The following is a 25,201-nucleotide window of genomic DNA, read 5'->3' as shown; positions in this document are numbered from 1 at the left end:
CGTCCCCCGATCCACTTTTTTCTGAACAGAACGAATTTAAGGGAAATTAACAATGGCAGCTAAAGAAGTAAAATTCGGTAACGACGCCCGTGTGAAAATGCTGCGTGGCGTAAACATCCTTGCTGATGCAGTAAAAGTGACCCTGGGCCCTAAAGGCCGCAACGTGGTTTTGGACAAATCTTTCGGCGCACCAACCATCACTAAAGACGGCGTGTCCGTTGCACGTGAAATCGAACTGGAAGACAAGTTCGAAAACATGGGCGCACAGATGGTGAAAGAAGTCGCGTCCAAAGCGAACGATGCAGCGGGTGACGGTACGACTACCGCAACCGTTCTGGCACAAGCCATCATCACTGAAGGCCTGAAAGCTGTTGCCGCCGGTATGAACCCGATGGATCTGAAACGTGGTATCGACAAAGCTGTCGTTCATGCGGTTGAAGAACTGAAAAAATTATCCGTACCTTGCGCTGACTCTAAAGCTATCGCACAGGTTGGTACCATCTCTGCTAACTCCGACGAAACTGTCGGTAAACTGATCGCTGAAGCGATGGAAAAAGTCGGCAAAGAAGGCGTCATCACTGTTGAAGAAGGTACCGGCCTGCAAGACGAGCTGGACGTTGTTGAAGGTATGCAATTCGACCGCGGTTACCTGTCTCCGTACTTCATCAACAAACCAGAAACCGGTTCTGTTGAACTTGAAAGCCCGTTCATCCTGCTGGCTGACAAGAAAATTTCTAACATCCGTGAAATGCTGCCAGTACTGGAAGCCGTTGCGAAAGCCGGTAAACCACTGCTGATCATTGCTGAAGACGTGGAAGGCGAAGCTCTGGCGACGCTGGTCGTGAACACCATGCGCGGCATCGTGAAAGTGGCTGCGGTTAAAGCACCAGGCTTCGGCGACCGCCGTAAAGCTATGCTGCAGGACATCGCAACTCTGACCGGCGGTACCGTTATCTCTGAAGAGATCGGTCTGGAACTGGAAAAAGCGACTCTGGAAGATATGGGTCAGGCGAAACGTGTTGTTATCAACAAAGACACCACCATCATCATCGATGGCGTTGGCGAAGAAGCAACAATCCAGGGCCGTGTTTCTCAGATTCGTCAGCAGATCGAAGAAGCGACGTCTGATTACGACCGCGAAAAACTGCAAGAGCGTGTGGCTAAACTGGCAGGCGGCGTAGCCGTTCTGAAAGTAGGCGCAGCGACTGAAGTTGAAATGAAAGAGAAGAAAGCCCGCGTTGAAGATGCCCTGCACGCAACCCGTGCTGCGGTAGAAGAAGGCGTGGTTGCTGGTGGTGGTGTTGCGCTGATCCGCGTTGCTCACACTCTGGCTAACCTGACCGGCGACAACGACGACCAGAACGTGGGTATCCGCGTTGCTCTGCGCGCAATGGAATCTCCACTGCGTCAGATCGTTGTGAACGCAGGTGAAGAAGCCTCTGTTATCGCCAACAAAGTGAAAGCAGGCGAAGGCAGCTTCGGTTACAACGCTTACACTGAACAGTACGGCGACATGATCGCAATGGGTATCCTGGATCCAACGAAAGTGACCCGTTCTGCTCTGCAGTACGCGTCTTCTGTCGCTGGCCTGATGATCACCACTGAGTGCATGATCACCGACCTGCCGAAAGACGATAAAGTCGATATGGGCGGCGCTGGCGGTATGGGTGGCATGGGCGGTATGGGCGGCATGATGTAATCATCATCCCCCTGCGTTCATCCGCAGGTACGCCAAATCAGCGGGCATTTTTGCTTACTGACACAACGTACTGAAGAAACCCGGTCTGAAAAGACCGGGTTTTTTTATTTGACCCTTTTTTATCAGGTTCAGTAAGATAACTCTCATTGTCGTCGGCCTTTAGCGTGTAGACTCATTTCTGCGTGGTTTCGGATTTTTACCGATAGCGCAAACTTGGGTATGCGTGGCAACGGATGCCTAAGAGAGCCAGGTGTTTTCTGATAGGCTTTATGTGATTACAAAAACAAATGGGGAAAGTGATGCGGATTAAAATGTTACTGGGCCTGTCAGCTATCGCGCTGCTTGCCGGGTGCAGTACCACTCATCAACTGGATGCAGCGGGCCAGCAGGTGAAATTCACCGACGACAAACCAGGCGCTGAATGTCAGCTGCTTGGCGCAGTAACGGGTGCCCAAAGCAACTGGTTCTCCGGTACCGGCGGTGACGGCAGCTCCATGCGTGGTGCAGCCAATGACCTGCGTAATAAAGCGGCAGCCATGGGCGGCAACACCATCTATGGTGCCAACAGCCCGTCACAGAACTTCCTGTCCAGCTTTGCACCGGTTGACAGCAAAATGGTCGGTCAGGTTTATAAGTGCCCATAGTCGCGTGAAGGCTATAAATACTAAAGGGATGCCAGTGGCATCCCTTTTTGCATTCCCCCTTCATTCTTCAGGCTGCAGGCGCGTTGGCTACGTTCAGTCACCCGAATCACTTACCTGAGTAAGCTCATCGGGATTCCCTCACTTGCCGCCTTCCTGCAACTTGAATTATTTGGGGGGAGATTAGGTTGTTAAGACTGCTTCAGCCGCAGATCCAAAATGGTTTTGCTTGGCTCGCCGCCAATCTCGCGGGTCAGTTTCGGCACCATATAGCCTGACACTTTACTCATCAGCCCCTTCATGATGACGCGCGCTTCGTCGTCATTCACCATGAAATGCGCCGCGCCCTGTACTTTATCCAGCACATGGATGTAGTAAGGCAAAATGCCGGCATCGAACAGGGCGTTACTCAGCGCAGCAAGCACATCAGCAGAATCATTGACGCCACGCAGCAGCACGCTTTGATTGAGTAGTGTCACGCCGTGGCGTTTCAGCTTCACCATGCCGGCACGCAACGCATCATCAATCTCATTGGCGTGATTGATGTGCGTCACCATCAGCACCTGAAGTCGTGATTTTTCAAGGCGCTGGCAGAAGGTATCGGTGATGCGGGCAGGGATCACGACCGGCAAACGGGTATGGATACGCAGCCGCTTAATGTGCGCGATGCCTTCCAGTTCGCTGATCAACCAGTCGAGTTCGTGATCTTTCGCCATCAGCGGATCGCCGCCGGAGAAAATAATTTCATCGAGTTCGGGGCGTGTGCGGATATAATCCAGCGCCTGAACCCAGTTGGCCTTATTTCCCTGGTTGTCCTGATACGGGAAATGACGGCGGAAACAGTAGCGGCAATTTACCGCGCATCCGCCTTTCACCAGTAACAGGGCGCGATTGCTATACTTGTGCAACAGACCCGGAACAACGCTGCGTTGTTCATCAAGCGGGTCAGTGGTAAAGCCCGGCGCGGCGATAAATTCCTCGCGTGCGGTCAATACCTGAAGCAGTAAAGGATCCTGTGGATCGCCCGGCTGCATACGTGCCACAAAGGCGCGGGGCACGCGAAGCGGGAACAAACGACGGGCTTCACGCCCACTTTGCAGTTCTGCATTGTCGTTAAGTGCCAGAAGAGTAAGCAGTTCATCCGGGTCAGTGATAACATCGCCGAGTTGATACAACCAATCTTCTCTAAATGGCGTGTTTAGGGTTACAATGTTTGCCATTTTTTTGGCTAATACCAGTTTAAAATTAGAGGGCCATCATGGCGACTTATTCTAGCAACGATTTCCGTCCGGGTCTTAAAATCATGTTCGAGGGCGAGCCTTACGCTATCGAATCCAGTGAATTTGTAAAACCAGGCAAAGGCCAGGCTTTCGCACGCGTTAAAATGCGTCGTCTGCTGACCGGTTCCCGTGTCGAAAAAACCTTCAAATCTACTGACTCATGCGAAGGCGCTGACGTTGTAGATACCAACATGAACTACCTGTACAACGACGGTGAGTTCTACCACTTCATGCACCCTGAGACGTTTGAACAGCATCAGGTTGAAGAGAAAACTGTTTCTGACGCCTCTAAATGGCTGCAGGACAACGCAGAATGTATCGTGACTCTGTGGGATGGCCGTCCTATCGCGGTTCAGCCACCGAACTTCATCGAAGCTGAAGTTGTCGATACTGATCCGGGCCTGAAAGGTGATACCGCAGGTACCGGCGGCAAACCAGCGACCCTGAGCACCGGCGCTGTGGTTAAAGTGCCATTGTTCGTGCAGATCGGCGAAATCGTCCGTTGTGACACCCGCTCTGGCGAATACGTTTCCCGCGTTAAATAAGTTCTCAGGACTTATTACGTCGGATGAAAGCTGCCACAGGGGAATGCCTGTCGCAGCTTTCCAGCCCCAACTTGTTGAATTGGATTGTGTTTACCATGTTGAAGAAGATGATGTTTATCGTGGTTTCAGTGATGTTGCTGGCTTCGTTATCCGGCTGCAACACGGTTCATGGTTTCGGTGAAGACATCCAGCATCTGGGTGGCGCGATTTCCAAAGCAGGCTGATTCTTCAGCCTCGTTTTTCCAACAGTCCTAAAATCCCTCCTGTTCGCTTCAATTTCCTGAAAGTTATCTACACTTAAAGCGTCGTACTTTACATTCTCTTATAGGAAGGAAATTTATATGTTGAAGAAAAGTATCCTCGCTATCTTGTCTGTTCTTATCCTGTCTTCTGCGTTAACCGCCTGCAACACCACGCGTGGCGTGGGGGAAGATGTCTCTGCCGGTGGGGAAGCCATTCAGAAAAGCGCACAATAGCGGTAATTGACGTGAAGTAAGCTGAAGTCTGCCTGCACATTGATGCAGGCAGTGTTGTTTATGGGGCACAAGAATCAGGGCTGTTTCACCCACACCAGTTTGCTGGTATCAAATCCATACCGCTGCGCGGTTTGTAAAAGCTTCTGCTTCACGCTGTCATCCAGCGTCGGAGTGCGTGACAGGATCCACAAATAGCTTTTATCCGGGCCGCAGACCAGCGCGTACTGATAATCCTTATCCAGCTCAATCACGTTATAGCCGCCATAGAACGGGCCGAAGAATGACACCTTGAGCGCCGCCCGCGCAGGCGATCCGGTGAAGTAACCTTTGCCCTCGCTTTCCTGCCATTTATTCTTCTGCGGATTAAACCCGCGGTTAATGACTTTCACACCGCCATCGTCGCGCAGGCTGTAATTCGCCGTGACGCGCTCCAGCCCGCTCTCAAAACGATGATCCAGTCTGGCGACTTCATACCAGGTGCCCAGATAGCGGGTGAGTTCGAAGTTATTGACGACGTTGACGTCTTTCGGTGGTGTGACGCTACAGGCGACAGACATGATTGCTGTCACGATGACGCCGAGTTTTGACCAGATACGCATAGAGTTTCCTTCCTTAGTGTTTCGACTAAGTGTAGGTAACAACACGGGAAAAGGGAAAACCGGCGGGGAAAAATGAAAGCAGCGGCCAGAGAGATGGCCGCTGGAAAGTCAGATCCGAAGGGATCAGAGACGGAACAGTACGATAAGGGTGACAATACTTAAGATCGTTGCCAGCCCGTAGAACACCCATTTACCGGCCGGAACGTGGATCTTCAGATCATGCATCGCATGATGGATCCGGTGCAGTCCGCACCACAGCGGCAGCACGATCATCAGCAGCAGGAACAGCCGCCCGATCCAGCTCTGCGCGAACGCCAGCACACGCGGATAGCTCAGTGCGTCACCGGGGAAAAATCCCAGCGGCAGCAGAAAGCACACCAGCAGAATCATCACCGGCGCGAAAATCGCGCTCCACATACCACCGGCACCAAACAATCCCCAGAACACCGGCTCATCTGAACGCTTAGGAAGAGTATTTTTCATGTCGCCTCCTTAAAGAAACAGTGCGATGGCGAGAACAACCAGCGTCACGACAAGGGTCACGCCCCAGAAACCGGCAATGACCGGTTCCGGCCCCATTTTTTTGCCTTTCACCACAACAATGGAGGCTTTCGGTGCCAGTTCGAACCAGGTTTTGGTATGCAGCAAGGCCGCGAGCAGGGCGATGAGGTTAATCAGCAAAACCACCGGATTTTGCAGAAAATGCACAAAACCCGCCCAGCTTTCCGCGCCGTTGCGTAACGAGAAAATTCCCGCCAGCAGCAACAGGCTGAACCACACCGCTGGGACCGCCGTGCCTTCACGGATCATGTAAAACCGGTAGAACGGCAGGCTTTGCCACCAGCTGGCTTTCATCTGACGCACGTAGGGTTTACGTTTGCTGCCTGTACTTTGCGTTGTCATATTGTCCTCCCTCATTGCGGTCTCAGCCTCGCGATCATGAAGTCTTTGGCGCTTTCGACTTTGCCTTGCTGAATGGCGGCAGCAGGGTCTACGTGCTTCGGACAGACTTCGGAGCAATACCCGACGAACGTACAACTCCAGACGCCGTTCTGACCGTTTAACTGCGGCATACGTTGCGCCTTGCCGTGGTCACGGTTATCGAGGTTGTAGCGGTGCGCGAGAGTGATAGCGGCGGGGCCGATGAATTCAGGATTCAGGCCAAACTGCGGGCAGGCGGCGTAGCATAAACCGCAGTTGATGCAGCCGGAGAACTGATGATATTTCTCCATTTGCGCCGGGGTTTGTTTACCGGGGCCTTCACCCACGGTGCGGGTATTGCCGATAATGTAAGGTTTGATGGCTTCCAGGCTTTCGATAAAGTGGGTCATATCGACCACCAGATCACGCTCGACCGGGAAATTCGCCAGCGCTTCCACCTGCATGCCTTCCGGGTATTCCCGCAGGAAGGTTTTGCAGGCCAGTTTCGGCACCTTGTTGATCATCATGCCGCAGGAGCCGCAGATCGCCATACGGCACGACCAGCGGTAGGAAAGGTCTGCTGCCAGATGATCTTTGATGTAACCCAGCGCATCGAGCAGTGACGTTGTTTCATCGAAAGGCACGTCATACACCACCGGATGCGGCGCGCTGTCCGTTTCCGGGTTATAGCGCATGATTTCAACCTTCAGGCTGCGCATTTTAGCCACGTGATTGCTCCTTATCTTTTTTATCGTGAGTCTCAGATTCCCCGCCGTACACACGTTTTGCCGGAGGCAGCGTGGTAATTTTCACGTCACCGTATTCCAGACGCGGGGCGGAATCTGGCTGATAAAAGGCCAGGGTATGCCTGAGGAAATTCACGTCATCACGTTCAGTACAACCTTCATCGAGACGCTGATGTGCGCCACGTGATTCGCGACGATTGATTGCGGAATGCGCCATACATTCGGCGACTTCCAGGCCATGCCCCAGTTCGATGGTGTACAGCAAATCGGTATTGAACACGCTGGAGGTATCCTGGATTTTCACCCGTTTGAAGCGTTCCTTCAGTTCCGCCAGCTTATCGATGGTTTTCTGCATCAGCTCGGTGGTGCGGTAAATGCCGCAACCTTCTTCCATCGCCAGACCCATTTCGTCACGGATGGCCGCCCAGCTTTCATCGCCTTCCTGTGCCATCAGTGCGGCAAGACGGTTTTCGATATCACGCACCTGTGCGTCTAACGCTGCACTGTTGCCGGTATCTTTGGCTTCTGCTGCGCGTTCTGCCGCTTTTTCACCGGCCATACGTCCGAACACCACCAGTTCTGCCAGTGAGTTTGAGCCGAGGCGGTTAGCACCGTGCAGGCCGACAGAAGAACATTCGCCGACCGCAAACAGACCTTTGATCCGGGTTTCACACTGCGCATCCGTTTCGATGCCGCCCATGGTGTAGTGTGCGGTAGGGCGCACCGGGATCGGATCGGTAATCGGATCGACGCCGACGTAGGCTTTAGCCAGCTCGCAGATAAAGGGCAGCCGCTCGCGCAGTTTTTTCTCGCCCAGATGACGTAAATCCAGATACACCACGTCGCCACGCGGGGTTTCGATGGTGCGTCCGGCGCGCCATTCGTGCCAGAAAGCCTGAGAGACTTTGTCGCGCGGGCCCAGTTCCATGTATTTATTTTTCGGCTCGCCCAGCGGCGTTTCCGGCCCCATGCCGTAATCCTGCAGATAACGGTAACCGTCTTTATTGACCAGAATACCGCCTTCACCGCGGCAGCCTTCCGTCATCAGAATGCCGGAACCCGGCAGGCCGGTCGGATGATATTGCACGAACTCCATGTCGCGCAGCGGAATGCCGTGGCGGAACGCCATGCCCATGCCATCGCCGGTGACGATGCCGCCGTTGGTGTTGTAACGGTAAACGCGGCCTGCACCGCCGGTCGCCATGACCACGGCGTTGGCGCGGATTTGTACGCGGGTGCCTTCCATCATATTGATGGCGACCACGCCGCGCACCTGGCCTTCATCGACCAGAATGTCGAGAACGAAATGCTCATCGAAGCGTTTGATTTGCGGGTATTTCAGGGACGTCTGAAACAGGGTGTGCAGCATGTGGAAGCCGGTTTTATCGGCAGCGAACCATGTGCGTTCGATCTTCATCCCGCCGAAGCGGCGGACATTGACGGAACCGTCCTCTTTACGGCTCCACGGGCAACCCCACAGTTCAAGCTGGGCCATTTCAGTCGGGCACTGATGAACGAAATGTTCCACCACGTCCTGCTCACACAGCCAGTCGCCTCCGGAAACGGTATCCTGGAAGTGAAAATCAAAACTGTCGTGATCTTGCGTCACTGCGGCCGAACCGCCTTCGGCGGCCACCGTGTGGCTGCGCATTGGGTACACTTTCGAAATCAACGCGATATTCAGGTTGGGATTGGCTTCCGCTGCGGCTATTGCTGCGCGTAAACCCGCCCCACCTGCACCTATAATTGCAATGTCGGCGTTAAAGGTTTGCACTGCATTCCTCCACTATCATCAATGAGATCGGGTTTGAAACACCCGCGAAAAGCTCTTCAGAATCGAAGAGTTAGTGAACCCCGATGACATACAGGCGCTGTCCCGGCGGCTGATATTCTTATAGTTTGTAAGGGAATTATGATACCAAAGGGGTAGAAGTGGTAATTTGATGTGAACGCGGGTTTAGGCTTTCTCTGCATTGTGCTTTGCAAAATGAGATATTTGTTTGCCTGCGGGGATGCAGGTAGACTGCATGACTTTTCTGAATTCGGAGTAAATCACCATGAGCGAAACAGCAAGCTGGCAACCCAGTGCTCCCATCGCCAATTTGTTGAAGCGTGCGGCTATTCTCGCTGAGATTCGACGTTTCTTTGCCGATCGCGGCGTACTGGAAGTCGAAACGCCAGCCATGAGTCAGGCCACGGTGACCGACATTCATCTGGTGCCGTTTGAGACACGTTTTGTCGGGCCGGGTGCGGCTGATGGCATGACGTTGTATCTGATGACCAGCCCGGAATATCACATGAAACGTCTGCTGGCGGCGGGCAGTGGTCCGATTTATCAGATGGGACGCAGCTTCCGTAATGAAGAAGCCGGACGTCACCACAACCCCGAATTCACCATGCTGGAATGGTACCGTCCGCGTTATGACATGTACCGCCTGATGAATGAAGTGGATGATTTGCTCCAGCAGGTTCTCGACTGCGATACCGCAGAAACACTCTCTTATCAGCAGGCGTTTACCCGCCATCTCGGCGTGGATCCGTTGTCTGCCGATAAAACCGAGTTGCGTGAAGCGGCGGCGAAACTGGATTTATCCAACATTGCTGATACCGAAGAAGACCGCGATACGCTGTTGCAGCTGCTGTTCACCATGGGCGTCGAGCCACACATTGGCCGTGACAAACCGACGTTCGTTTATCACTTCCCGGCGACCCAGGCCGCTTTGGCAGAAATCAGCACGGAAGATCACCGTGTGGCGGAGCGTTTTGAGGTGTATTACAAAGGCATTGAGCTGGCGAACGGTTTCCGTGAACTGACAGACAGTCGCGAGCAGCGTCAGCGATTCGAGCAGGATAACCGCAAACGTACGGCGCGTGGCCTGCCGCAGCATCCTGTCGATAACAATCTGCTGGATGCCTTAGCGCACGGTATGCCGGAGTGTTCCGGTGTGGCGCTGGGTGTTGACCGCCTGATTATGATTGCCCTCGGCGCTGAAAGCCTGAGTGATGTGCTGGCCTTCCCGGTGACCCGCGCCTGATCTGACCGAAGCCCTGATTTTCTGATCAGGGTTTTTTCTCCCTCCCCTGTTTTTTTGCCCTGATAGTGTGCAATGAAACCAAAAATGCACTTTTTCTGAAACAAAAGTACCTAAATGGCGCAACACTGATTTTAAAGTTTCAGGCTGCCTCGTTTCCCGCCAACCCGCATCCGCAGGGCATTTTCTGTGCCTTAACGTAAATTTCTCAGCCGCTGGCCTGATTTATGCATTACCGGATCATCACTCATCATCCGGAAAACCCGTTATGTCAGAATCCAACGACAAAGAACTTCTTTATGGACTGGAAGAGCGCATCGCACCGGCACCGGCATTCTTCACCGCCATCCAGCATGTGCTGGCGAGCGTCGTCGGCATCATCACCCCGCCGCTGATTATCGGCTCGGTGCTGGGGCTGAATGCCTATCTGCCTTATCTGATCAGCATGTCTTTGCTGGCATCCGGCATCGGGACATTCATTCAGGCGCGCCGGTTTATGTCGGTGGGCGCGGGGATGATTTGTCTGCAAGGCACCAGCTTTGCGTTTCTGGGGGTGATCCTCTCCGGCGGTATGCTGGTGAAAAGCCGTGGCGGCTCGCCGGAAGACATCATGGCGATGATTTTTGGCGTGAACTTCGTGGCCGCTTTTATTCCGTTGCTGGTCAGCCGGTTTATCGGCCAGATGCGCCGCGTGTTCACCCCGCTGGTCAGCGGCACCGTGATCGCGCTGATTGGCATCAGCCTGATTAAAGTCAGCATCACCGACTGGGCTGGCGGCCACGGTGCCGCGAATTTCGGCGCACCGGCAAACCTCGGGCTGGGCGCACTGACGCTGCTGGTGATTGTCGCCTGCAACCGTATCAACGTGCGCTGGCTGCGTCTGTCATCCATCGTGTTGGGGATTGTTGTCGGCTGTATCGCGGCAGCACTGACCGGACATCTGACGGTGAAACCCTTGCAGGGCGACTGGTTTGCCCTGCCGCAACTGTTCCGCTTCGGGTTTAAATTCGACTGGATCATCTTCGTGCCGATCGCGCTGGTGTCGTTTATCAGCATTCTGGAAGCCGTGGGCGATCTGACGGCTAACTGCATGCTGTCGCAGCAACCGATTGAAGGCGAAAGCTTCCGCAAACGCCTGAAAGGCGGGATCCTGGCGGACGGCATCAGCTGTATTATTGCGGCGGCCTTCTCATCATTCCCTAACACCACCTTCGCGCAGAATAACGGCGTGATCCAGATGACCGGCGTCGCCAGTCGTTTTGTCGGCATGTATATCGGCGCGGTATTATTAGTGCTCGGGCTGTTCCCGTTTATCGGCGAAATGTTGCAGCAAATCCCTGCGCCGGTGCTGGGTGGCGCAACGCTGGTGATGTTTGGCAGCGTGGTCGCGGCGGGCATCCGCATCATGACGCAGTCGCCGGTCGGACGCCGCGAAATGCTGATTATCGCCATCGCCTTTGGCATTGGTCTGGGCATTGAAGCCGTACCGGACGTGCTCAGCCAGTTCCCGCCAATTGTCGGCAATATCTTCGGCCATGCGGTGACCAGCGGCGGCGTTATCGCTATCCTGCTCAACTTACTGATGCCGGCAGAGCGCATTACCTCTGTGGTGACAGAGGAGATAAAGGTTCACTGAAATCCCGCGCGTTGCGCCCCTGGATCAGCAGACAGGGCATAACTGAGCTGACTCACTTTTTGAATTTACTGACCTTAAAAAGGAAGTCAGATATGTCAGAACAACGCACGTGGATAAAAAATCCGCTGGCGGTTTTTACCGCAAATTCACTCGATGCCCGTGGCGGCATCGTCATTGAAGGGCAGAAGATAGCTGAGTTGCTGGCCGCCGGTCAGCAGCCTTCGCAGCGGGTCGATCATATTTATGATGCCTCAGAATCTGTGCTGTTGCCGGGGCTGATCAATACCCATCACCATTTCTATCAGACGCTGACCCGGGCCTGGGCGCCCGTGGTCAACGTGCCGTTATTCCCGTGGCTGAAAAAACTCTATCCCGTCTGGGCGCGTTTAGGACCGGAGGCGCTGGGGCTGGCAAGCCGGGTGGCGATGGCGGAACTGTTGCTTTCCGGTTGTACCACCACCACTGACCATCATTATCTTTTCCCGCAGGGCATGGAAGAAGCCATTGATGTGCAGGTCGATGTGGTCCGTGAGCTGGGCATGCGTGCGTTGCTGACGCGCGGCTCGATGAGTCTCGGTGAAGAACAGGGCGGTCTGCCGCCGGAGCAAACAGTGCAATCGGGCGAGGTGATTTTGCAGGACAGTCAGCGTCTGATTGACCGCTATCATCAGCGCGGTGAGGGCGCGTGGATGCAGATTGCGCTGGCGCCCTGTTCGCCGTTTTCGGTCACCACTGAGATTATGCGTGAGAGCGCGAAACTGGCGCAGCGGGAAGATGTCCGGCTGCATACCCATCTGGCGGAAACGCTGGATGAAGAACAGTTTTGCCTGAACATGTTTGGTCTGCGTACCGTTGATTATCTGGAAAGTGTCGGCTGGCTGAGCGACCGCACATGGCTGGCGCACGGCATCCATTTTAACGCTGACGAAATTCAGCGTCTGGGCGCGGCGGGCACCGGTATCTGTCATTGTCCGGTATCCAATATGCGGCTGGCTTCCGGCATGTGTCCGACACGGGATCTGGAAGCGGCGGGCGTACCGATCGGGCTGGGCGTTGACGGCTCGGCCTCAAATGACGCCTCGAATCTGATGTATGAAGCGCGGCAGGCGCTGTATCTGCAACGTCTGAAATACGGTGCGGAATATGTCACGCCGGAAAGGGTGCTGGGCTGGGCGACACGCGGCTCGGCGAAGCTTATCGGACGCGACGATATCGGGCAGATAGCGGCAGGCAAACAGGCCGATCTGGCGCTGTTTAAACTCGATGAATTACGTTTCAGCGGCAGCCATGACCCGATTGCTGCGTTATTGCTGTGTGGCGCGGAAAAGGCCGATCGCGTGATGGTCGGCGGGAAATGGCGGGTGACCGACGGCGAAATTGTCGGAATGGATATCCGCTCGCTGATATCTCAGCATCGCAAAGCCGCAGCGGCGCTGATCGCCGGTCTGTAAACTCAGTCTGTCATCCTGAGACGTAAAAAAGGGCAGAAGAGTCTGCCCTTTTGCTGTTCTCTCTACTCTTACAAATCGCCCGGTGAGCGCGAACTGTTACTGCTGCGACCACTGCCGCTGCTGCTGGTAAAGGTCGCATTATTGCCATTTTGCGCGCGGTGCAGCGTTTCCATCCGCACCTGGAATGGCGGGAATGGCAGCGTAATGCCGTGCTCGCGGAATCCGGCCAGGATCAGCTGATGAATTTCATGGCGCAGCGGCATACGGTGCGCCATTTCAGCAGCGTGCATACGCAGTTCGAAAATCTGAATACCCTGTTGTAAATCCACCAGATAGGCTTCCGGCGCAGGCATATCCAGCACCAGCGAGCAGCGGTGCGCGGCGCTGAGCAGGATTTCGGTCACCTCTTCACTGTTGGCTTCCGACGGCGCAGGCACGGTCAGCACCACACGGGTCACGGAATCCGACAGCGACCAGTTGATGAACTGCTCGGTGATAAAGGCCTTGTTCGGCACGATGATCTCCTTGCGGTCCCAGTCGGCGATCGTCGTGGCGCGGGTGTTGATCCGGGTGATGCTGCCGGTCAGGTTGCGGATCGTCACGGTATCGCCGATACGGATCGGTTTTTCAAACAGGATGATCAGGCCGGAAATAAAGTTGGCGAAAATCTCCTGTAACCCGAAGCCGAGACCGACACCCAGTGCCGCCACCAGCCATTGCAGTTTTGCCCATTCGATGCCGATCAGCGAGAACCCGGTCAGGCCACCAATCAGCAGCAACACGTATTTGGTCACGGTCAGCACCGCATAACCGGTGCCCGGCGTCAGGTCCAGATGTTGCAGCAGCGCCAGTTCCAGCAGCGCGGGCAGATTACGCACCAGTTGCGTGGTGATTATCAGCACCAGAATGGCGATCAACACCGATCCCAGCGTGATCGGCTGCATGCTCTCCACGCCCTGAACCGTGGACGCCACCTGCCAGAGATGAATATTTTCCAGGAACGAGAAGGCCGAATGGATTTCAGACCACAGGAAGATCACCGAGATCAGCGCGATCAACGTCAGCAGGGAACGCACCAGTCGCAGCGACTGTGCGGAAATGGCATCCAGATCAACCACCGGTTCTTCAATCTCAACCGTGCCTTCATTGCTGGTGCTCACCTGATGGCCGTCTTCCTCACCGCGAGCGCGCTGATTGAGCATTTCAGCCCGGCGCTGCTTGGCGCGTTCGAAAGCGATACGACGTCGCTGGATCAGCATCCAGCGGCGGATAATGTGATAAATCACCAGCAACACGAACCAGATGGCGACCGAGGTTTCCAGACGGGCCAGCAGCGCCTGTGAGGTCGCGAGGTAGCCCATCAGGGAAGCCAGCGCGGCCACGATCGGCGCGCCCAGCAGCATCCACCACAGCGCCTTGTTGATGACGTTCTCGCTGTTGCCTTTTTTATCGTGATACAGCGGGATCCCGGCACGTTTCAGGCTGTTGGTGACCAGCGCCACCACCATACAAAGCAGGACAAAGCACAAGCGCCCCAGCGTGTTGGAGAACTCGCGGTCATTCAGATTATCGAAGGTAATCAGCGCCATAATTAACGGCACCAGCACCCAGATTGACAGCGCGTAATAGCGCAATGCCCGTGATACCGCCCGTTGCGGCCAGCCGAAATGCGCCACAAACAACCCTTGCGGATGTGCCAGCGCGGCGCTGACCATAAACGCCCACAGGATCGGCAGGGTCGCGGTGACGCCATCGCCTATCGCCACCGCAATCGGATACGGCCACGCGCTTTGCAGCCCGAAGCCCAGCGCCGCCCACAGCACCGGTAACGGCATCGCCACCAGAATCGACCAGAACACGGTGCGCATGGTCAGCGAGAAATGATCCTGCGTGACTTTGCCGACTTTACTGCTGGCGCGTTCCAGGAAGGCGTAATAGTGCTTGCGGGAACTGATGCTGATGATCACCAGAATCAGCGCGCCAAACAGCGGCAGCAGCGTTTCCTTGCTGGTCACCATCATCATGGATGCGCCACCAAGCTGGCTGAGGGAATCCAGAGAAACCAGACGTTTCAGGTCATGAGCGACCTGAACCGGATAGGAGAAGCCGATGGCACTGACGTCGGCCACCCAGAACAGATAACGGTGGGCGGCGTCGTGGACGTCATTCAACGCTTCCACCAGCTGGCTGTTCGCCACTTTCAGTTTGGTCAGTTCCAGAATCTGGGTATCACAGCCCGACAGCAGGGAATTGAGTAAATCCCGCTGCGTCCGCAACTGGGCATCCAGAATTTTTTGCTGTGCGGCCGTCAGCGGTTTGCCATCGTCCTGGCGGGCCTGACGGTAAATCGCCTGCTTATCCAGCAGATCTTCATAGTGCAGACGCTGAACACGCAACTGCCCCATGTCACGGTCAAGTTGTTGCGGTTTTGGCATATCCGGCAGGCGGGCAACCTGCGCCCGCAGCGTTTCGCCTAACAGATTAGACGCGCCAAGCCACTGGGCCTGTTCACGAATGGTATTAATGGCCTGACGAACCTGCTGGGTCTGTGCCGCTGCCTGACGCTGCTGGGAGGAAATCAGATCCATCCGCTGCGCCTGCTGATTGAGGGCCAGCGACAACTCGCGGTTCGCCTGTAACTGCTGGCTGATCGAATGGGGCAATTCACCACTTTGCTCGGCTAACAGTTCGGTTTTTTCCAGCGCCTGCTCGGCTTCGCGCTGGCGCTGGTTATTCAGCGTGTTGCGTAACGCCTGTAATTGCTGATCAAGAAAATCGGCGCGCTTTTTGTAGAGATCGGTGCGCATTCGCGACAGTTCCTGCCGGTTATTGGCAGAAAGCTGAGCCAGCTCCAGTTCATCCACTTTCGCTTTGCGCGCCGCCGATTCAGCCTGAAGCGCACTGAGCTGTGCCTGAGCCAGCGGGGAAGAGGTCGCCGCTGCGGATGCCGCCTGCATGCGTTGCTCAATATCGCCAAGCGCGTTACGGGCTTCGGATTGCTGTTGCGGGATAAGACTCAGTGAGTCACTGATGTCGCGTGAGCGATCCTGCTCCTGACGCAGCTGGCGGGTTTCTTCCAGTTGCTGGCTGCTGACCTGCAGAATTTGCTGCTCCAGCTGCGCGGTCGGGATGTTGTCATCCACCGCAGGCGGTTTGTCAGGCTGGTTTTGCAGTTCCTGACGCAGGGCTTGCGTCAGTTTTGGAAAATCATCAATGACCTTCTGATATTCCGCCGAGCGCCCGGCTGACACACTGGCCTCATTCAGCCAGTTAAGCGCGCTTTGCAGCGCCTCAACCACCTGCGTCTGATTGGCCATTTCTTTGTTGGCTTCCGCCTGTTTCAGCTCCTGTTTGAGCTGATCTTCAGTCGGCGCGGCACCCGCCATCAATGGCAGGGACAGCAGTAAACTCATCAGCAGGGCGGGGATCAGGCGCACTCGGTCACATCCTTTTCTCAGTTCTTTTCGTCAGGTCAGGGCAAACTTAATAGTCTTTCGGGACCTGGGGTTCAGCCGTGGCCACACCCGCAGGCGTCTCTGTCGCTGAAGGTAATTCTGTTGCGGGGACTTGCGCGACGACAGGTTCCGCCGTCGCGGCTGCCGGAGCACGTACCGCTTCGGCGAACGGTTCGCCCATGCGGGTCACGGTACCGTTGCTCAGATTTGGCATAAAGCGGATCTGACCGGTAGCAAACAGGTTAATGACCGTGGAACCCAGTTTGAAGCGGCCCATTTCCTGTCCTTTTTCCAGCGCAATCACGCCTTCTTCACCGGCAGCCGGATAAGTCCAGCGTTTGATGATGCCTTCGCGTGGCGGCGTGACGCAGCCTGCCCAGACGGTTTCGATGCTGCCGACGATCGTTGCACCGACCAGAATCTGCACCATCGGGCCGAATTCAGTATCAAAGACGCAGATGACACGTTCGTTACGGGCGAACAGGTTCGGCACGTTTGCGGCGGTCAGCGGGTTCACGGAGAACAAATCGCCCGGCACATAAATCATTTCACGCAGCACGCCGTCGCACGGCATATGCACGCGGTGATAATCGCGCGGTGCCAGATAAACGGTGGCGAACTGGCCGTCTTTAAACTGTTCTGCCAGCAGATAATTACCCGCCAGCAGGGCTTCTAAACTGTAAAAATGGCCTTTGGCCTGGAACAATTTGCCATCAGTAATCGCCCCCAACTGGCTGACCGCGCCGTCGGCAGGCAGGCAAAGCATATCTAAACCGCTGACCACCGGACGTGCGCCATCACGCAACGGACGCACGAAGAATTCGTTAAACGTGGCGTAAGATTTGAGATCCGGATTTTGTGCTTCTTTCATGTCGACGTTATAAAAACGCGCAAAAGCTTTGATCACCCAGTGTGTCAGCGTGGCAGCACGTTTATCCGCGCCCCAGCCCGCCAGACGGGTCAGTCCTTGTTTAGGAAGTAAGTATTGAAGTTTGATTTTGATACTGTCCAGCACGGGGAAAACCTCTTGGATGGTATGAATGACCGGCGTACCGGCCATTTTCAGGAAACCCGTGAATCACGTTCAGGGTCACACAGTGTTTTATGGCGGGGGATTGTAACGGGGTGAAATCAACGGTTCAACTTCCGTTAACGTCACCCCTTTGCCATTAACATGTTAATTCAATTAATTAGCATTACAGCGTGTCGAAGTTTTTACGCGTTTTTACGTCTTCCATACTTTCCAGAATGCGGTGGTAGTTGTCGAAACGCTCTTCGGCAATCTCGCCACGGTCTACCGCATCACGGATGGCACAGCCCGGATCACTGCCGTGTTTGCAGTCACGGAATTTGCAGTAACCAAGGAAAGGACGGAATTCGACAAAGCCCTGGGTGATCTGCTCAGGTGCCAGATGCCATAAACCGAACTCACGCACGCCCGGAGAGTCGATAACATCGCCGCCGTGCTGGAAGTGATACAAACGCGCTGCGGTGGTGGTGTGCTGACCCAAACCTGAGTTGTCAGACACGTCGTTCACCAGAATTTGTTTTTCATCCGGTGGCAGCAGGGCATTCAGCAGGCTCGATTTGCCGACGCCGGACTGACCGGCGAAAATACTGATGCGGTCGGTCAGCGCCGTTTCAAACGCTGGCATACCTTCACCGGTCTGGCTGGAGACTTCCAGCACGCGGTAATTGATATTGCGGTAAATATCCATCATGCCCTGAACGAATTTACGGCCTTCGTCATCAAGCAGATCGATTTTGTTGAGCACGATCAGCGGCTCAACTTCAACGGTTTCACACGCCACCAGATAACGGTCGATAATATTGAGCGACAGTTCCGGCAGAATGGCGGAAACAATGACAATCTGGTCAATGTTTGCCGCGATGGGTTTCACGCCATCATAGAAATCAGGGCGGGTGAGCACGGACGTGCGCTCGTGAACCGCCTCGACGATGCCTTTCACACTGGTATTTTCACCGGCGCGCCAGACGACGCGGTCTCCGGTGACCAGGGAACGGATGGTACGGCGGATATTGCAACGGTGCTGGCTGCCGTCGGCCGCTTCAACGTCCGCATGCATCCCGAAACGGCTGATGACGACGCCGTCCTGCGGTTCGCCATGCAGAGAATCGTCCAGCTCTTTCCGTTTGTCGGTCTGTGTCAGACGACGCTGGTGGTTAGTCTGAACGCGACGTTGTTGCCCTTTAGACAGTTTTGACTTAGTCACTGCGCCTCACTTAACTGGCTTTAATCGCTCGGTGCGACCAAAACGACTATGATACCAGCTATTTTATAGTAATTGCCCGAATGACGGAGAACTCCGTCAACTCTCTACTTTGTAACAGGACACATCATGGCTGCAAATGACTCGAACTTAATTTGGATCGACTTGGAAATGACCGGTCTGGATCCTGAACGTGACCGTATTATTGAGATTGCGACACTGGTGACCGATGCGCATCTGAACATTCTGGCCGAAGGGCCGGTGATGGCGGTACATCAGTCTGATGCACAACTGGCGCTGATGGATGACTGGAATGTGCGCACGCACACCGGCAGCGGTCTGGTGGATCGCGTCAAGGCCAGCCCGTTTGATGACAATGCCGCCCAGCAAAAAACCATCGAGTTCCTGCGCGAGTGGGTGCCCGCCGGTAAATCACCGATTTGCGGCAACAGCGTCGGGCAGGACAGGCGTTTCCTGTTTAAGTACATGCCGGAGCTGGAAACCTATTTCCACTACCGTTATCTGGACGTCAGCACACTGAAAGAACTGGCGCGTCGCTGGAAACCGGAAGTGCTGGCCGGGTTTAAAAAGCAAAATACCCATCAGGCACTGGATGATATCCGTGAATCGGTCGCCGAATTAGCCTATTACCGCGAACATTTCATTCAGCTTTAAGCTTTTTAAAGCTTTCATAAAATACCTGAAATCTTTTTTATTACGCCGCGGAACATGAAATCACTGTGTTTCGCTGATTAATTCACCGCTTTGATGGTTTAATCGGCACTTGAACGAAAAATTCATTTTTTTGCTTTCAGGGGCTTGCGGCAAAAAGGATTTCTCGTATAATGCGCACCCCGTACCGATGAAGAATTTCGTTGAGTGCGCAGAGCGGGAATAGCTCAGTTGGTAGAGCACGACCTTGCCAAGGTCGGGGTCGCGAGTTCGAGTCTCGTTTCCCGCTCCAAATTTTTAAGTGGTTAGATTTAAAGATTTAAGACGTAAAAATGCAGTGCCATGCGACGCGGGAATAGCTCAGTTGGTAGAGCACGACCTTGCCAAGGTCGGGGTCGCGAGTTCGAGTCTCGTTTCCCGCTCCAAAATGTAAAGTCTGTACATTTTTATGACGGTACAGCAAATGCCAGACCTCTCAATGCGGGAATAGCTCAGTTGGTAGAGCACGACCTTGCCAAGGTCGGGGTCGCGAGTTCGAGTCTCGTTTCCCGCTCCAATTTTCTTCTTCAGTTCAAAACCCTTTCTTTATGCTTTCAGCATGCATATTTCGTGCGTGAATGCGCTAATCGTTACACGATTTGTAGTAACTTTTTAAACAGACTTATCCACAGCTTTCGTTGTTTTTTTACACTGTCTGTTTTTTGCGCTGCCCATATTGCCAAATTTTAACTTATTGATTTCAATAAAAATGAATTTATAACGAAACGTTATGACGATCACTTGCTCTTTTTTTTGCAATTGATTGCCAAAGCATTTTTATTTTTATGCACAGAAAATATCGCCTGACTGATCACAGTCTTTTAGGAAAGGTTATGCATCCCTTGGCAAACCTTTTTCCACCGCCCGGATCAGCCGTTTCTGCTGAGAAGTTTGCACTTCCACACGATGTTCCTGCCTTCTTTCGACCTGCTGCGCGATTGCCCAACTGATATGTTCATCCAGCAGCGCATTTTCCCCTTCGCGTGACTGTAAGGCATTCAGCACGTCTTCGGCGTAAGGTGCGTTGCCAAGCGCCACCGCGATATTGCGCAACCAGCGCAGATGTCCGATACGTCGGATGGGCGAACCTTCCGTGATGCGTAAAAACTTTTCTTCCGTCCAGCCGAATAAGGCAATCAGTTCCGGCGCATGCAGCGCGGCGCGCGGGCTAAAATCTTCTTCATCCGTCAGTTGCGAATACCGGTTCCAGGGGCAGATCAGCTGACAGTCGTCACAGCCGTAGATGCGGTTGCCCATCAGCGGGCGGAATTCTTCGGGTATTGCGCCTTCCAGTTCGATGGTCAGATAGGAAATGCAGCGCCGGGCATCGACGGTATAAGGCGCGACAATGGCACCGGTCGGGCAGGTGGTGATGCAGGCAACACATTTGCCGCATTTCTCTTCCTGTGGCTGATCGACGGGCAGGGGCAAATCAATCAGCAGCTCGCCGAGAAAGAACCACGAACCGGATTCACGGTTAAGAATGAGTGAGTGTTTACCAACCCAGCCGAGACCGGCTTTTGCCGCCAGCGGGCGTTCCATCACCGGTGCGGAATCCACAAACGGGCGGAACGTCACGGTCTGGTCCGCATGCTCCGTGCAATGCGCCTGGATCATATCGCCGAGTTTTTTCAGGCGCTGGCGCAGCACTTTATGATAGTCGCGTCCGAGGGCATAACGGCTGACATACCCGAGTTGAGGGTTGTTCAGGGTTTTGGCAAACGCGGCTTTGGCGGGCAAATAGTTCATGCGCACACTGATCACCCGTAAGGTGCCGGGCAGAAGTTCATGCGGGCGGGCACGTAACATGCCATGGCGTGCCATCCAGTCCATCTCGCCATGATATTGTTTATCAAGCCAGTCCTGGAGTTTGGGCTCTTCAACAGATAAGTCTGTATCGCAGATGCCAACCTGCTGGAAGCCTAGCGATTGGCCCCATTGCTTGATATGTTGAGCCAGTTGAACGAGATCGAGAGGGAGTGTCATGACGAACCAACGTGAAAAACGAAACGAGGTGAGTTTACCACATTCCGTGTTTTCTGCTGACTGGCTGCGACAGGCTGAACGTCAGGCGGCGCAGGAAACAGGGATTTCTCTGTTTACCCTGATGCAACGTGCGGCGAAGGCCGCCTTTTTACTGACTCAGCGCCAGTTTCCGCACGCGCGCCACTGGCTGATTCTGTGCGGCCACGGCAATAACGGTGGCGACGGGTTTGAGGTGGCGCGGTTAGCGAAAAACGCCGGTATCCGCGTGACGCTGCTGGCCGTGGAAGGCAGTAAGCCGCTGCCGGAAGAAGCGCAATCTGCGCGGCGGAGCTGGCTCACTAGTGGCGGTACGATCAATTCTGCGGATTCAGTATGGCCGCCGGATGCTGACCTTATTATCGACGGTTTGCTCGGCACCGGCTTGTCTTCTGCACCGCGCGCGCCTTACGACCGGCTGATTGACGCCATCAATTCGGCATCTTTACCTGTGGTTTCTCTGGATATCCCTTCGGGGCTGGATGCAGAAACCGGTCAGAATGCCGGACAGGCGGTACATGCCACACAGACGATCAGTTTTATCGCCCTGAAACCCGGCCTGCTGACCGGGCAGGCGCGGGATTTTACCGGTGAATTACACTGCGATGCGCTGGGGCTGGAAAGCTGGCTGGGCGGGCATATTGCGCTGTTACAGCGGCTGGATGCGACACAGTTAGGCACATGGCTGCACCCGCGCCGTCCCTGCTCACATAAAGGTGAACAGGGTCGTTTGCTGGTGGTCGGCGGCGATACCGGCTTTGCCGGGGCGATCCGCATGGCCTCGGAATCTGCGCTGCGTACCGGTGCCGGATTAGTGCGAGTACTTACTCACATTGAACATGCCGGTCCGTTACTGACCGCCAGACCTGAGCTGATGGTGCAGGAACTGACTGCCCAATCGCTTGATGAAGGGCTGGAATGGGCGGATGTGTTAGTTATCGGCCCCGGTTTAGGCCAGAAGGAATGGGGTAAACAGGCGGTCGATCGCGCTGCAAAATGGGATAAACCGGCCTTATGGGACGCTGATGCGCTTAACCTGCTGGCAATCAATCCCGGGAAACGGCAAAATCGCGTACTGACGCCACATCCGGGAGAAGCCGCCCGTTTACTTGGTTGCAGCGTGAAGGATATTGAGAGTGACCGCTTACTTTCAGCCAGGAAACTCACCGAACGTTACGGCGGCGTGGTGGTACTGAAAGGCGCGGGCAGTCTGATTGCCAGCGAAAGTGGCAAGATGGCCATTGCCGATGTCGGTAATGCCGGTATGGCATCCGGCGGGATGGGCGACGTGCTTTCTGGTATTATCGGCGGATTGCTGGCTCAAAAACTTGATGTATATGATGCGGCCTGCGCGGGCTCAGTAGTCCATGGCGCTGCCGCGGACGAAATCGCCCTCCGGCAGGGAACGCGCGGTATGCTGGCGACTGATCTTTTAGCGGTGATTGCCCCGTTAGTTAATCCAGACCTGAAGAAATAGATATCACTGAATGAATCAACTTAATATCTCTTTACCCGACGAAGCGGCAACGCTGCAATTAGGTGCTTCTCTGGCGAAAGCCTGCGAAGGCTCAGCGGTTATCCATCTCTATGGCGATCTGGGAGCCGGTAAAACAACCTTTAGCCGGGGATTTCTTCAGGCATTAGGTCATCAGGGCAATGTGAAAAGCCCGACCTACACGCTGGTGGAGCCGTATCAGCTGGAAAAGATTGCCGTCTATCATTTTGATTTATATCGCCTTGCTGATCCGGAAGAACTGGAATTTATGGGGATCCGCGATTATTTCGCACAGGACGCCTTCTGTCTGGTGGAATGGCCGCAGCAGGGGGCAGGCGTATTGCCGGAACCGGATATTGAACTGACGCTGGATTATACCCCGACCGGACGCACCGCGACGCTGGTGGCGGTGTCTGAATCTGGCTTAAATTTGCTGCATCGTGTTCAACAGCAAGGATGATCACGCGATGAACTCACGTTTCACCACTCTCTTTACCTCAGCGGCGATACTGTTATCGACGCTGATGCTGTTTGCCGTGCTGGTCTCGCCGGTGTCTGCGGCGGGTATGAAAAATATCAACGTCTCAAACGGCCAGACGCAGTCGACGGTTACGATTACCTTTGATGGCTCGCCGGATTACTCGTTTTTCCCGCTGCACAATCCTGAACGCGTGGTGATGGATATCCGCCAGGACGGCGTGATGAAAGGACTGCCGCTGAATTTTAACGGTCAGAATCTGGTGACGCGTGTGCGGGCCAGTACACCGCCTAATGCGCAGAGTCAGCGTCTGGTGTTTGAACTGAATCAGAAAGTCAGAACCAACGCCACCAAACAAAAAGACGGCAGCCAGTACACGGTGGTGCTGACCATGAATGCGTCGGCTCCGGTACGTCAGAGCGCCCCGGTGTCTGCCGCGACCCGCACCCCGTCGCCAAATGCGACCCGAACCGTCACGCCTGCCGCGAAATCAAACCCGTTTACCAACGACCAGACCAAAGTGGTTTCCACGACGGTGTCAGCGGATAACTCGCGCTCCTCAACCGTCTCGGTCAGTGACAGCAAAATCATTGTCGCCATTGATGCCGGACACGGCGGTCAGGATCCGGGCGCTATCGGCGGCGGCGGTCTGAAAGAAAAAAATGTCACCATTGCCATCGCCCGTAAATTACAGGCGATTCTGGATGCTGACCCGATGTTTAAACCGGTGCTGACCCGCGACGGCGATTACTTTATTTCGGTAATGGGCCGCTCGGACGTGGCGCGTAAGAAAAACGCCAACGTGCTGGTTTCCATTCACGCGGATGCTGCGCCAAGCCGCAGTGCCCGTGGTGCGTCGGTGTGGGTGTTGTCGAATCGCCGTGCGAACAGCGAAATGGGTAACTGGCTGGAGCAACACGAAAAGCAATCTGAACTGCTTGGCGGCGCAGGCGATGTGCTGGCAAATACCGCGTCGGATCCGTACCTGAGTCAGGCGGTGCTGGATTTGCAGTTCGGCCATTCGCAGCGCGTCGGTTATGACGTGGCGACCCGCGTGCTGCGTGAACTTCGCAGCGTAGGCTCTTTACACAAAGCGAAACCGGAGCACGCCAGTTTAGGCGTATTACGCTCACCGGATATTCCTTCCCTGCTGGTGGAAACCGGCTTTATCAGTAACTCAACCGAGGAGCGACTGCTGGGCAGCAGCGCGTACCAGGATAAAATTGCGCGAGCCATCCATATCGGCCTGCGTAATTATTTCCAGTCGCATCCGTTACAAAACGGCCCAAAGGTCGAAAACCGTCCGCTGCTGGCCTCATCAGCAGCGGCGGCAGAAAGTAGCGCATCGGGTAGTTCTTCGGTGAACCAGCCCGGCCCGATTGAAGCGACCGCCGCGTCAGCCGGTGCCACGCAAATCCATAAAGTGACGCGTGGCGAAACCCTGACCGGGATCGCGGCCAGTTATGGCACGACGACCGGCGCTTTGCGTGACCTCAATAAACTGAAAAAAGATGGCGTCTGGGTAGGCCAGCGATTGAAAGTGCCTGCGGGCAGCCGCACATCTTCAACAGCGTCGGCTTCATCTTCCACGGCAAGAGCGGCGAAGAAAGCGGCGAAACATACCGTGAAGCGCGGCGATACACTGTCGGCGATCGCCAGCAAATACGGTGTCAGCATGAATGACATCAAAACTGCCAATCACATGAAGTCTGGCGAGGTGCAGCTCGGCCAAACCTTAACTATTCCACAGTCATAAAGGCGGTCACTGACCGTCTGCCACAGG

Annotated in this window: 22 protein-coding genes and 3 tRNA genes; 15 read left to right on the top strand and 10 right to left on the bottom strand. The window is 54.8% G+C overall.

Features of this window, described 5'->3' with window-relative positions:
* Positions 1-52: 52 nt before the first annotated feature.
* Positions 53-1,699, top strand: coding sequence for a chaperonin GroEL (groL, locus tag EDF78_RS14965; protein WP_119823448.1), 1,647 nt, complete (start codon positions 53-55; stop codon positions 1,697-1,699).
* 299 nt (positions 1,700-1,998) lie between these two features.
* Positions 1,999-2,343: a DUF4156 domain-containing protein gene (locus tag EDF78_RS14960; RefSeq protein ID WP_095923719.1), complete on the top strand. Its 345-nt coding sequence runs from the start codon at positions 1,999-2,001 to the stop codon at positions 2,341-2,343.
* A gap of 188 nt (positions 2,344-2,531) precedes the next feature.
* Here EDF78_RS14960 and epmB read toward each other — a convergent pair whose 3' ends face one another.
* Positions 2,532-3,560, bottom strand: a complete 1,029-nt coding sequence (gene epmB / locus EDF78_RS14955; RefSeq protein WP_133823368.1) for an EF-P beta-lysylation protein EpmB — start codon at positions 3,558-3,560, stop codon at positions 2,532-2,534.
* A gap of 38 nt (positions 3,561-3,598) precedes the next feature.
* Between epmB and efp the strand changes: the two genes are divergently transcribed.
* The 3 genes from efp to EDF78_RS14940 all read left to right on the top strand — a co-directional run bounded on the left by efp (position 3,599) and on the right by EDF78_RS14940 (position 4,641).
* Complete coding sequence (efp, locus tag EDF78_RS14950; protein WP_013573742.1) at positions 3,599-4,165, top strand: elongation factor P; 567 nt, start codon at positions 3,599-3,601, stop codon at positions 4,163-4,165.
* Positions 4,166-4,260: 95 nt separating this feature from the next.
* Entirely contained in the window at positions 4,261-4,389 is a 129-nt protein-coding gene (locus EDF78_RS14945; protein ID WP_013573743.1) for an entericidin A/B family lipoprotein, read from the top strand.
* A gap of 117 nt (positions 4,390-4,506) precedes the next feature.
* Complete coding sequence (locus EDF78_RS14940) at positions 4,507-4,641, top strand: entericidin A/B family lipoprotein (protein ID WP_013573744.1); 135 nt, start codon at positions 4,507-4,509, stop codon at positions 4,639-4,641.
* Between the two features lie 74 nt (positions 4,642-4,715).
* Here EDF78_RS14940 and blc read toward each other — a convergent pair whose 3' ends face one another.
* From blc to frdA, 5 genes are all read right to left on the bottom strand, one after another.
* The gene (blc, locus tag EDF78_RS14935; RefSeq protein WP_095923717.1) at positions 4,716-5,240 is read right to left on the bottom strand and encodes an outer membrane lipoprotein Blc; all 525 of its coding nucleotides are present in this window, start codon (positions 5,238-5,240) and stop codon (positions 4,716-4,718) included.
* Positions 5,241-5,363: 123 nt separating this feature from the next.
* On the bottom strand, positions 5,364-5,723 hold the full coding sequence (gene frdD, locus EDF78_RS14930) for a fumarate reductase subunit FrdD (RefSeq protein ID WP_133823367.1): 360 nt from the start codon (positions 5,721-5,723) through the stop codon (positions 5,364-5,366).
* 9 nt (positions 5,724-5,732) lie between these two features.
* Positions 5,733-6,143, bottom strand: coding sequence for a fumarate reductase subunit FrdC (gene frdC, locus EDF78_RS14925; RefSeq protein ID WP_133823366.1), 411 nt, complete (start codon positions 6,141-6,143; stop codon positions 5,733-5,735).
* Between the two features lie 11 nt (positions 6,144-6,154).
* Complete coding sequence (locus EDF78_RS14920; protein WP_014333647.1) at positions 6,155-6,889, bottom strand: succinate dehydrogenase/fumarate reductase iron-sulfur subunit; 735 nt, start codon at positions 6,887-6,889, stop codon at positions 6,155-6,157.
* Positions 6,882-8,681 carry a fumarate reductase (quinol) flavoprotein subunit gene (gene frdA / locus EDF78_RS14915; protein WP_095923714.1) on the bottom strand — a complete coding sequence of 600 codons (1,800 nt, stop codon included), beginning with the start codon at positions 8,679-8,681 and terminating at the stop codon, positions 6,882-6,884. The genes EDF78_RS14920 and frdA overlap by 8 nt, the downstream gene beginning before the upstream one ends.
* 283 nt (positions 8,682-8,964) lie before the next feature.
* Between frdA and epmA the strand changes: the two genes are divergently transcribed.
* The 3 genes from epmA to EDF78_RS14900 all read left to right on the top strand — a co-directional run bounded on the left by epmA (position 8,965) and on the right by EDF78_RS14900 (position 13,026).
* Positions 8,965-9,942 carry an elongation factor P--(R)-beta-lysine ligase gene (gene epmA, locus EDF78_RS14910; RefSeq protein ID WP_095923713.1) on the top strand — a complete coding sequence of 326 codons (978 nt, stop codon included), beginning with the start codon at positions 8,965-8,967 and terminating at the stop codon, positions 9,940-9,942.
* Positions 9,943-10,207: 265 nt separating this feature from the next.
* A complete protein-coding gene (locus tag EDF78_RS14905; RefSeq protein ID WP_133823365.1) occupies positions 10,208-11,575 on the top strand; it encodes a nucleobase:cation symporter-2 family protein in 1,368 nt (455 codons plus the stop codon).
* A 92-nt stretch (positions 11,576-11,667) separates the two neighbouring features.
* Positions 11,668-13,026 carry an 8-oxoguanine deaminase gene (locus EDF78_RS14900; protein WP_095923711.1) on the top strand — a complete coding sequence of 453 codons (1,359 nt, stop codon included), beginning with the start codon at positions 11,668-11,670 and terminating at the stop codon, positions 13,024-13,026.
* Between the two features lie 68 nt (positions 13,027-13,094).
* Here the strand turns inward: EDF78_RS14900 and mscM are convergent, their stop codons facing one another.
* From mscM to rsgA, 3 genes are all read right to left on the bottom strand, one after another.
* Positions 13,095-16,463 carry a miniconductance mechanosensitive channel MscM gene (mscM, locus tag EDF78_RS14895; protein WP_095923710.1) on the bottom strand — a complete coding sequence of 1,123 codons (3,369 nt, stop codon included), beginning with the start codon at positions 16,461-16,463 and terminating at the stop codon, positions 13,095-13,097.
* A gap of 46 nt (positions 16,464-16,509) precedes the next feature.
* Positions 16,510-17,496, bottom strand: a complete 987-nt coding sequence (asd, locus tag EDF78_RS14890; protein ID WP_133823364.1) for an archaetidylserine decarboxylase — start codon at positions 17,494-17,496, stop codon at positions 16,510-16,512.
* Positions 17,497-17,677: 181 nt separating this feature from the next.
* Positions 17,678-18,715, bottom strand: coding sequence for a small ribosomal subunit biogenesis GTPase RsgA (gene rsgA / locus EDF78_RS14885; RefSeq protein WP_095923709.1), 1,038 nt, complete (start codon positions 18,713-18,715; stop codon positions 17,678-17,680).
* Positions 18,716-18,841: 126 nt separating this feature from the next.
* On the opposite strand from rsgA, the gene orn reads away from it, so the two are divergent.
* The 4 genes from orn (at position 18,842) to EDF78_RS14865 (ending at position 19,940) form a co-directional block, all read left to right on the top strand.
* Positions 18,842-19,387 (top strand): oligoribonuclease, encoded by a 546-nt coding sequence (gene orn / locus EDF78_RS14880; protein ID WP_095923708.1) that lies wholly within the window; start codon positions 18,842-18,844, stop codon positions 19,385-19,387.
* Positions 19,388-19,600: 213 nt separating this feature from the next.
* Positions 19,601-19,676 (top strand) — tRNA-Gly (locus EDF78_RS14875).
* A gap of 57 nt (positions 19,677-19,733) precedes the next feature.
* Positions 19,734-19,809, top strand: a tRNA-Gly gene (locus EDF78_RS14870).
* A 55-nt stretch (positions 19,810-19,864) separates the two neighbouring features.
* Positions 19,865-19,940: transfer RNA gene (locus EDF78_RS14865), tRNA-Gly, on the top strand.
* Between the two features lie 314 nt (positions 19,941-20,254).
* Here EDF78_RS14865 and queG read toward each other — a convergent pair.
* On the bottom strand, positions 20,255-21,409 hold the full coding sequence (queG, locus tag EDF78_RS14860; protein ID WP_119823434.1) for a tRNA epoxyqueuosine(34) reductase QueG: 1,155 nt from the start codon (positions 21,407-21,409) through the stop codon (positions 20,255-20,257).
* Between queG and nnr the strand changes: the two genes are divergently transcribed.
* Genes nnr through amiB form a run of 3 tightly spaced genes read left to right on the top strand, consistent with a single transcriptional unit; the run spans position 21,408 to position 25,174 of the window.
* The gene (gene nnr, locus EDF78_RS14855; protein ID WP_133823363.1) at positions 21,408-22,922 is read left to right on the top strand and encodes a bifunctional ADP-dependent NAD(P)H-hydrate dehydratase/NAD(P)H-hydrate epimerase; all 1,515 of its coding nucleotides are present in this window, start codon (positions 21,408-21,410) and stop codon (positions 22,920-22,922) included. The genes queG and nnr overlap by 2 nt on opposite strands.
* Before the next feature lie 10 nt (positions 22,923-22,932).
* Positions 22,933-23,400, top strand: a complete 468-nt coding sequence (gene tsaE, locus EDF78_RS14850) for a tRNA (adenosine(37)-N6)-threonylcarbamoyltransferase complex ATPase subunit type 1 TsaE (RefSeq protein ID WP_133823362.1) — start codon at positions 22,933-22,935, stop codon at positions 23,398-23,400.
* 7 nt (positions 23,401-23,407) lie between these two features.
* Positions 23,408-25,174: an N-acetylmuramoyl-L-alanine amidase AmiB gene (gene amiB, locus EDF78_RS14845; RefSeq protein WP_133823361.1), complete on the top strand. Its 1,767-nt coding sequence runs from the start codon at positions 23,408-23,410 to the stop codon at positions 25,172-25,174.
* The last annotated feature ends 27 nt before the right edge of the window (positions 25,175-25,201 follow it).

This window comes from Rahnella sp. BIGb0236, assembly GCF_004364755.1.
In the GTDB taxonomy this organism is placed as follows: domain Bacteria; phylum Pseudomonadota; class Gammaproteobacteria; order Enterobacterales; family Enterobacteriaceae; genus Rahnella; species Rahnella victoriana.
This window is presented reverse-complemented; position numbering and strand designations above follow the sequence as displayed.

What these genes read in the sequence shown, in the direction of transcription:
- EDF78_RS14905 (WP_133823365.1), top strand. Translation starts at nt 10,208, where the DNA reads ATGTCAGAATCCAACGACAAAGAACTTCTTTATGGACTGGAAGAGCGC.
- epmB (WP_133823368.1), bottom strand. Translation starts at nt 3,560, where the DNA reads ATGGCAAACATTGTAACCCTAAACACGCCATTTAGAGAAGATTGGTTG.
- orn (WP_095923708.1), top strand. Translation starts at nt 18,842, where the DNA reads ATGGCTGCAAATGACTCGAACTTAATTTGGATCGACTTGGAAATGACC.
- EDF78_RS14960 (WP_095923719.1), top strand. Translation starts at nt 1,999, where the DNA reads ATGCGGATTAAAATGTTACTGGGCCTGTCAGCTATCGCGCTGCTTGCC.
- frdD (WP_133823367.1), bottom strand. Translation starts at nt 5,723, where the DNA reads ATGAAAAATACTCTTCCTAAGCGTTCAGATGAGCCGGTGTTCTGGGGA.
- queG (WP_119823434.1), bottom strand. Translation starts at nt 21,409, where the DNA reads ATGACACTCCCTCTCGATCTCGTTCAACTGGCTCAACATATCAAGCAA.
- EDF78_RS14945 (WP_013573743.1), top strand. Translation starts at nt 4,261, where the DNA reads ATGTTGAAGAAGATGATGTTTATCGTGGTTTCAGTGATGTTGCTGGCT.
- tsaE (WP_133823362.1), top strand. Translation starts at nt 22,933, where the DNA reads ATGAATCAACTTAATATCTCTTTACCCGACGAAGCGGCAACGCTGCAA.
- nnr (WP_133823363.1), top strand. Translation starts at nt 21,408, where the DNA reads ATGACGAACCAACGTGAAAAACGAAACGAGGTGAGTTTACCACATTCC.
- epmA (WP_095923713.1), top strand. Translation starts at nt 8,965, where the DNA reads ATGAGCGAAACAGCAAGCTGGCAACCCAGTGCTCCCATCGCCAATTTG.
- frdC (WP_133823366.1), bottom strand. Translation starts at nt 6,143, where the DNA reads ATGACAACGCAAAGTACAGGCAGCAAACGTAAACCCTACGTGCGTCAG.
- EDF78_RS14940 (WP_013573744.1), top strand. Translation starts at nt 4,507, where the DNA reads ATGTTGAAGAAAAGTATCCTCGCTATCTTGTCTGTTCTTATCCTGTCT.
- amiB (WP_133823361.1), top strand. Translation starts at nt 23,408, where the DNA reads ATGAACTCACGTTTCACCACTCTCTTTACCTCAGCGGCGATACTGTTA.
- EDF78_RS14900 (WP_095923711.1), top strand. Translation starts at nt 11,668, where the DNA reads ATGTCAGAACAACGCACGTGGATAAAAAATCCGCTGGCGGTTTTTACC.
- efp (WP_013573742.1), top strand. Translation starts at nt 3,599, where the DNA reads ATGGCGACTTATTCTAGCAACGATTTCCGTCCGGGTCTTAAAATCATG.
- groL (WP_119823448.1), top strand. Translation starts at nt 53, where the DNA reads ATGGCAGCTAAAGAAGTAAAATTCGGTAACGACGCCCGTGTGAAAATG.
- blc (WP_095923717.1), bottom strand. Translation starts at nt 5,240, where the DNA reads ATGCGTATCTGGTCAAAACTCGGCGTCATCGTGACAGCAATCATGTCT.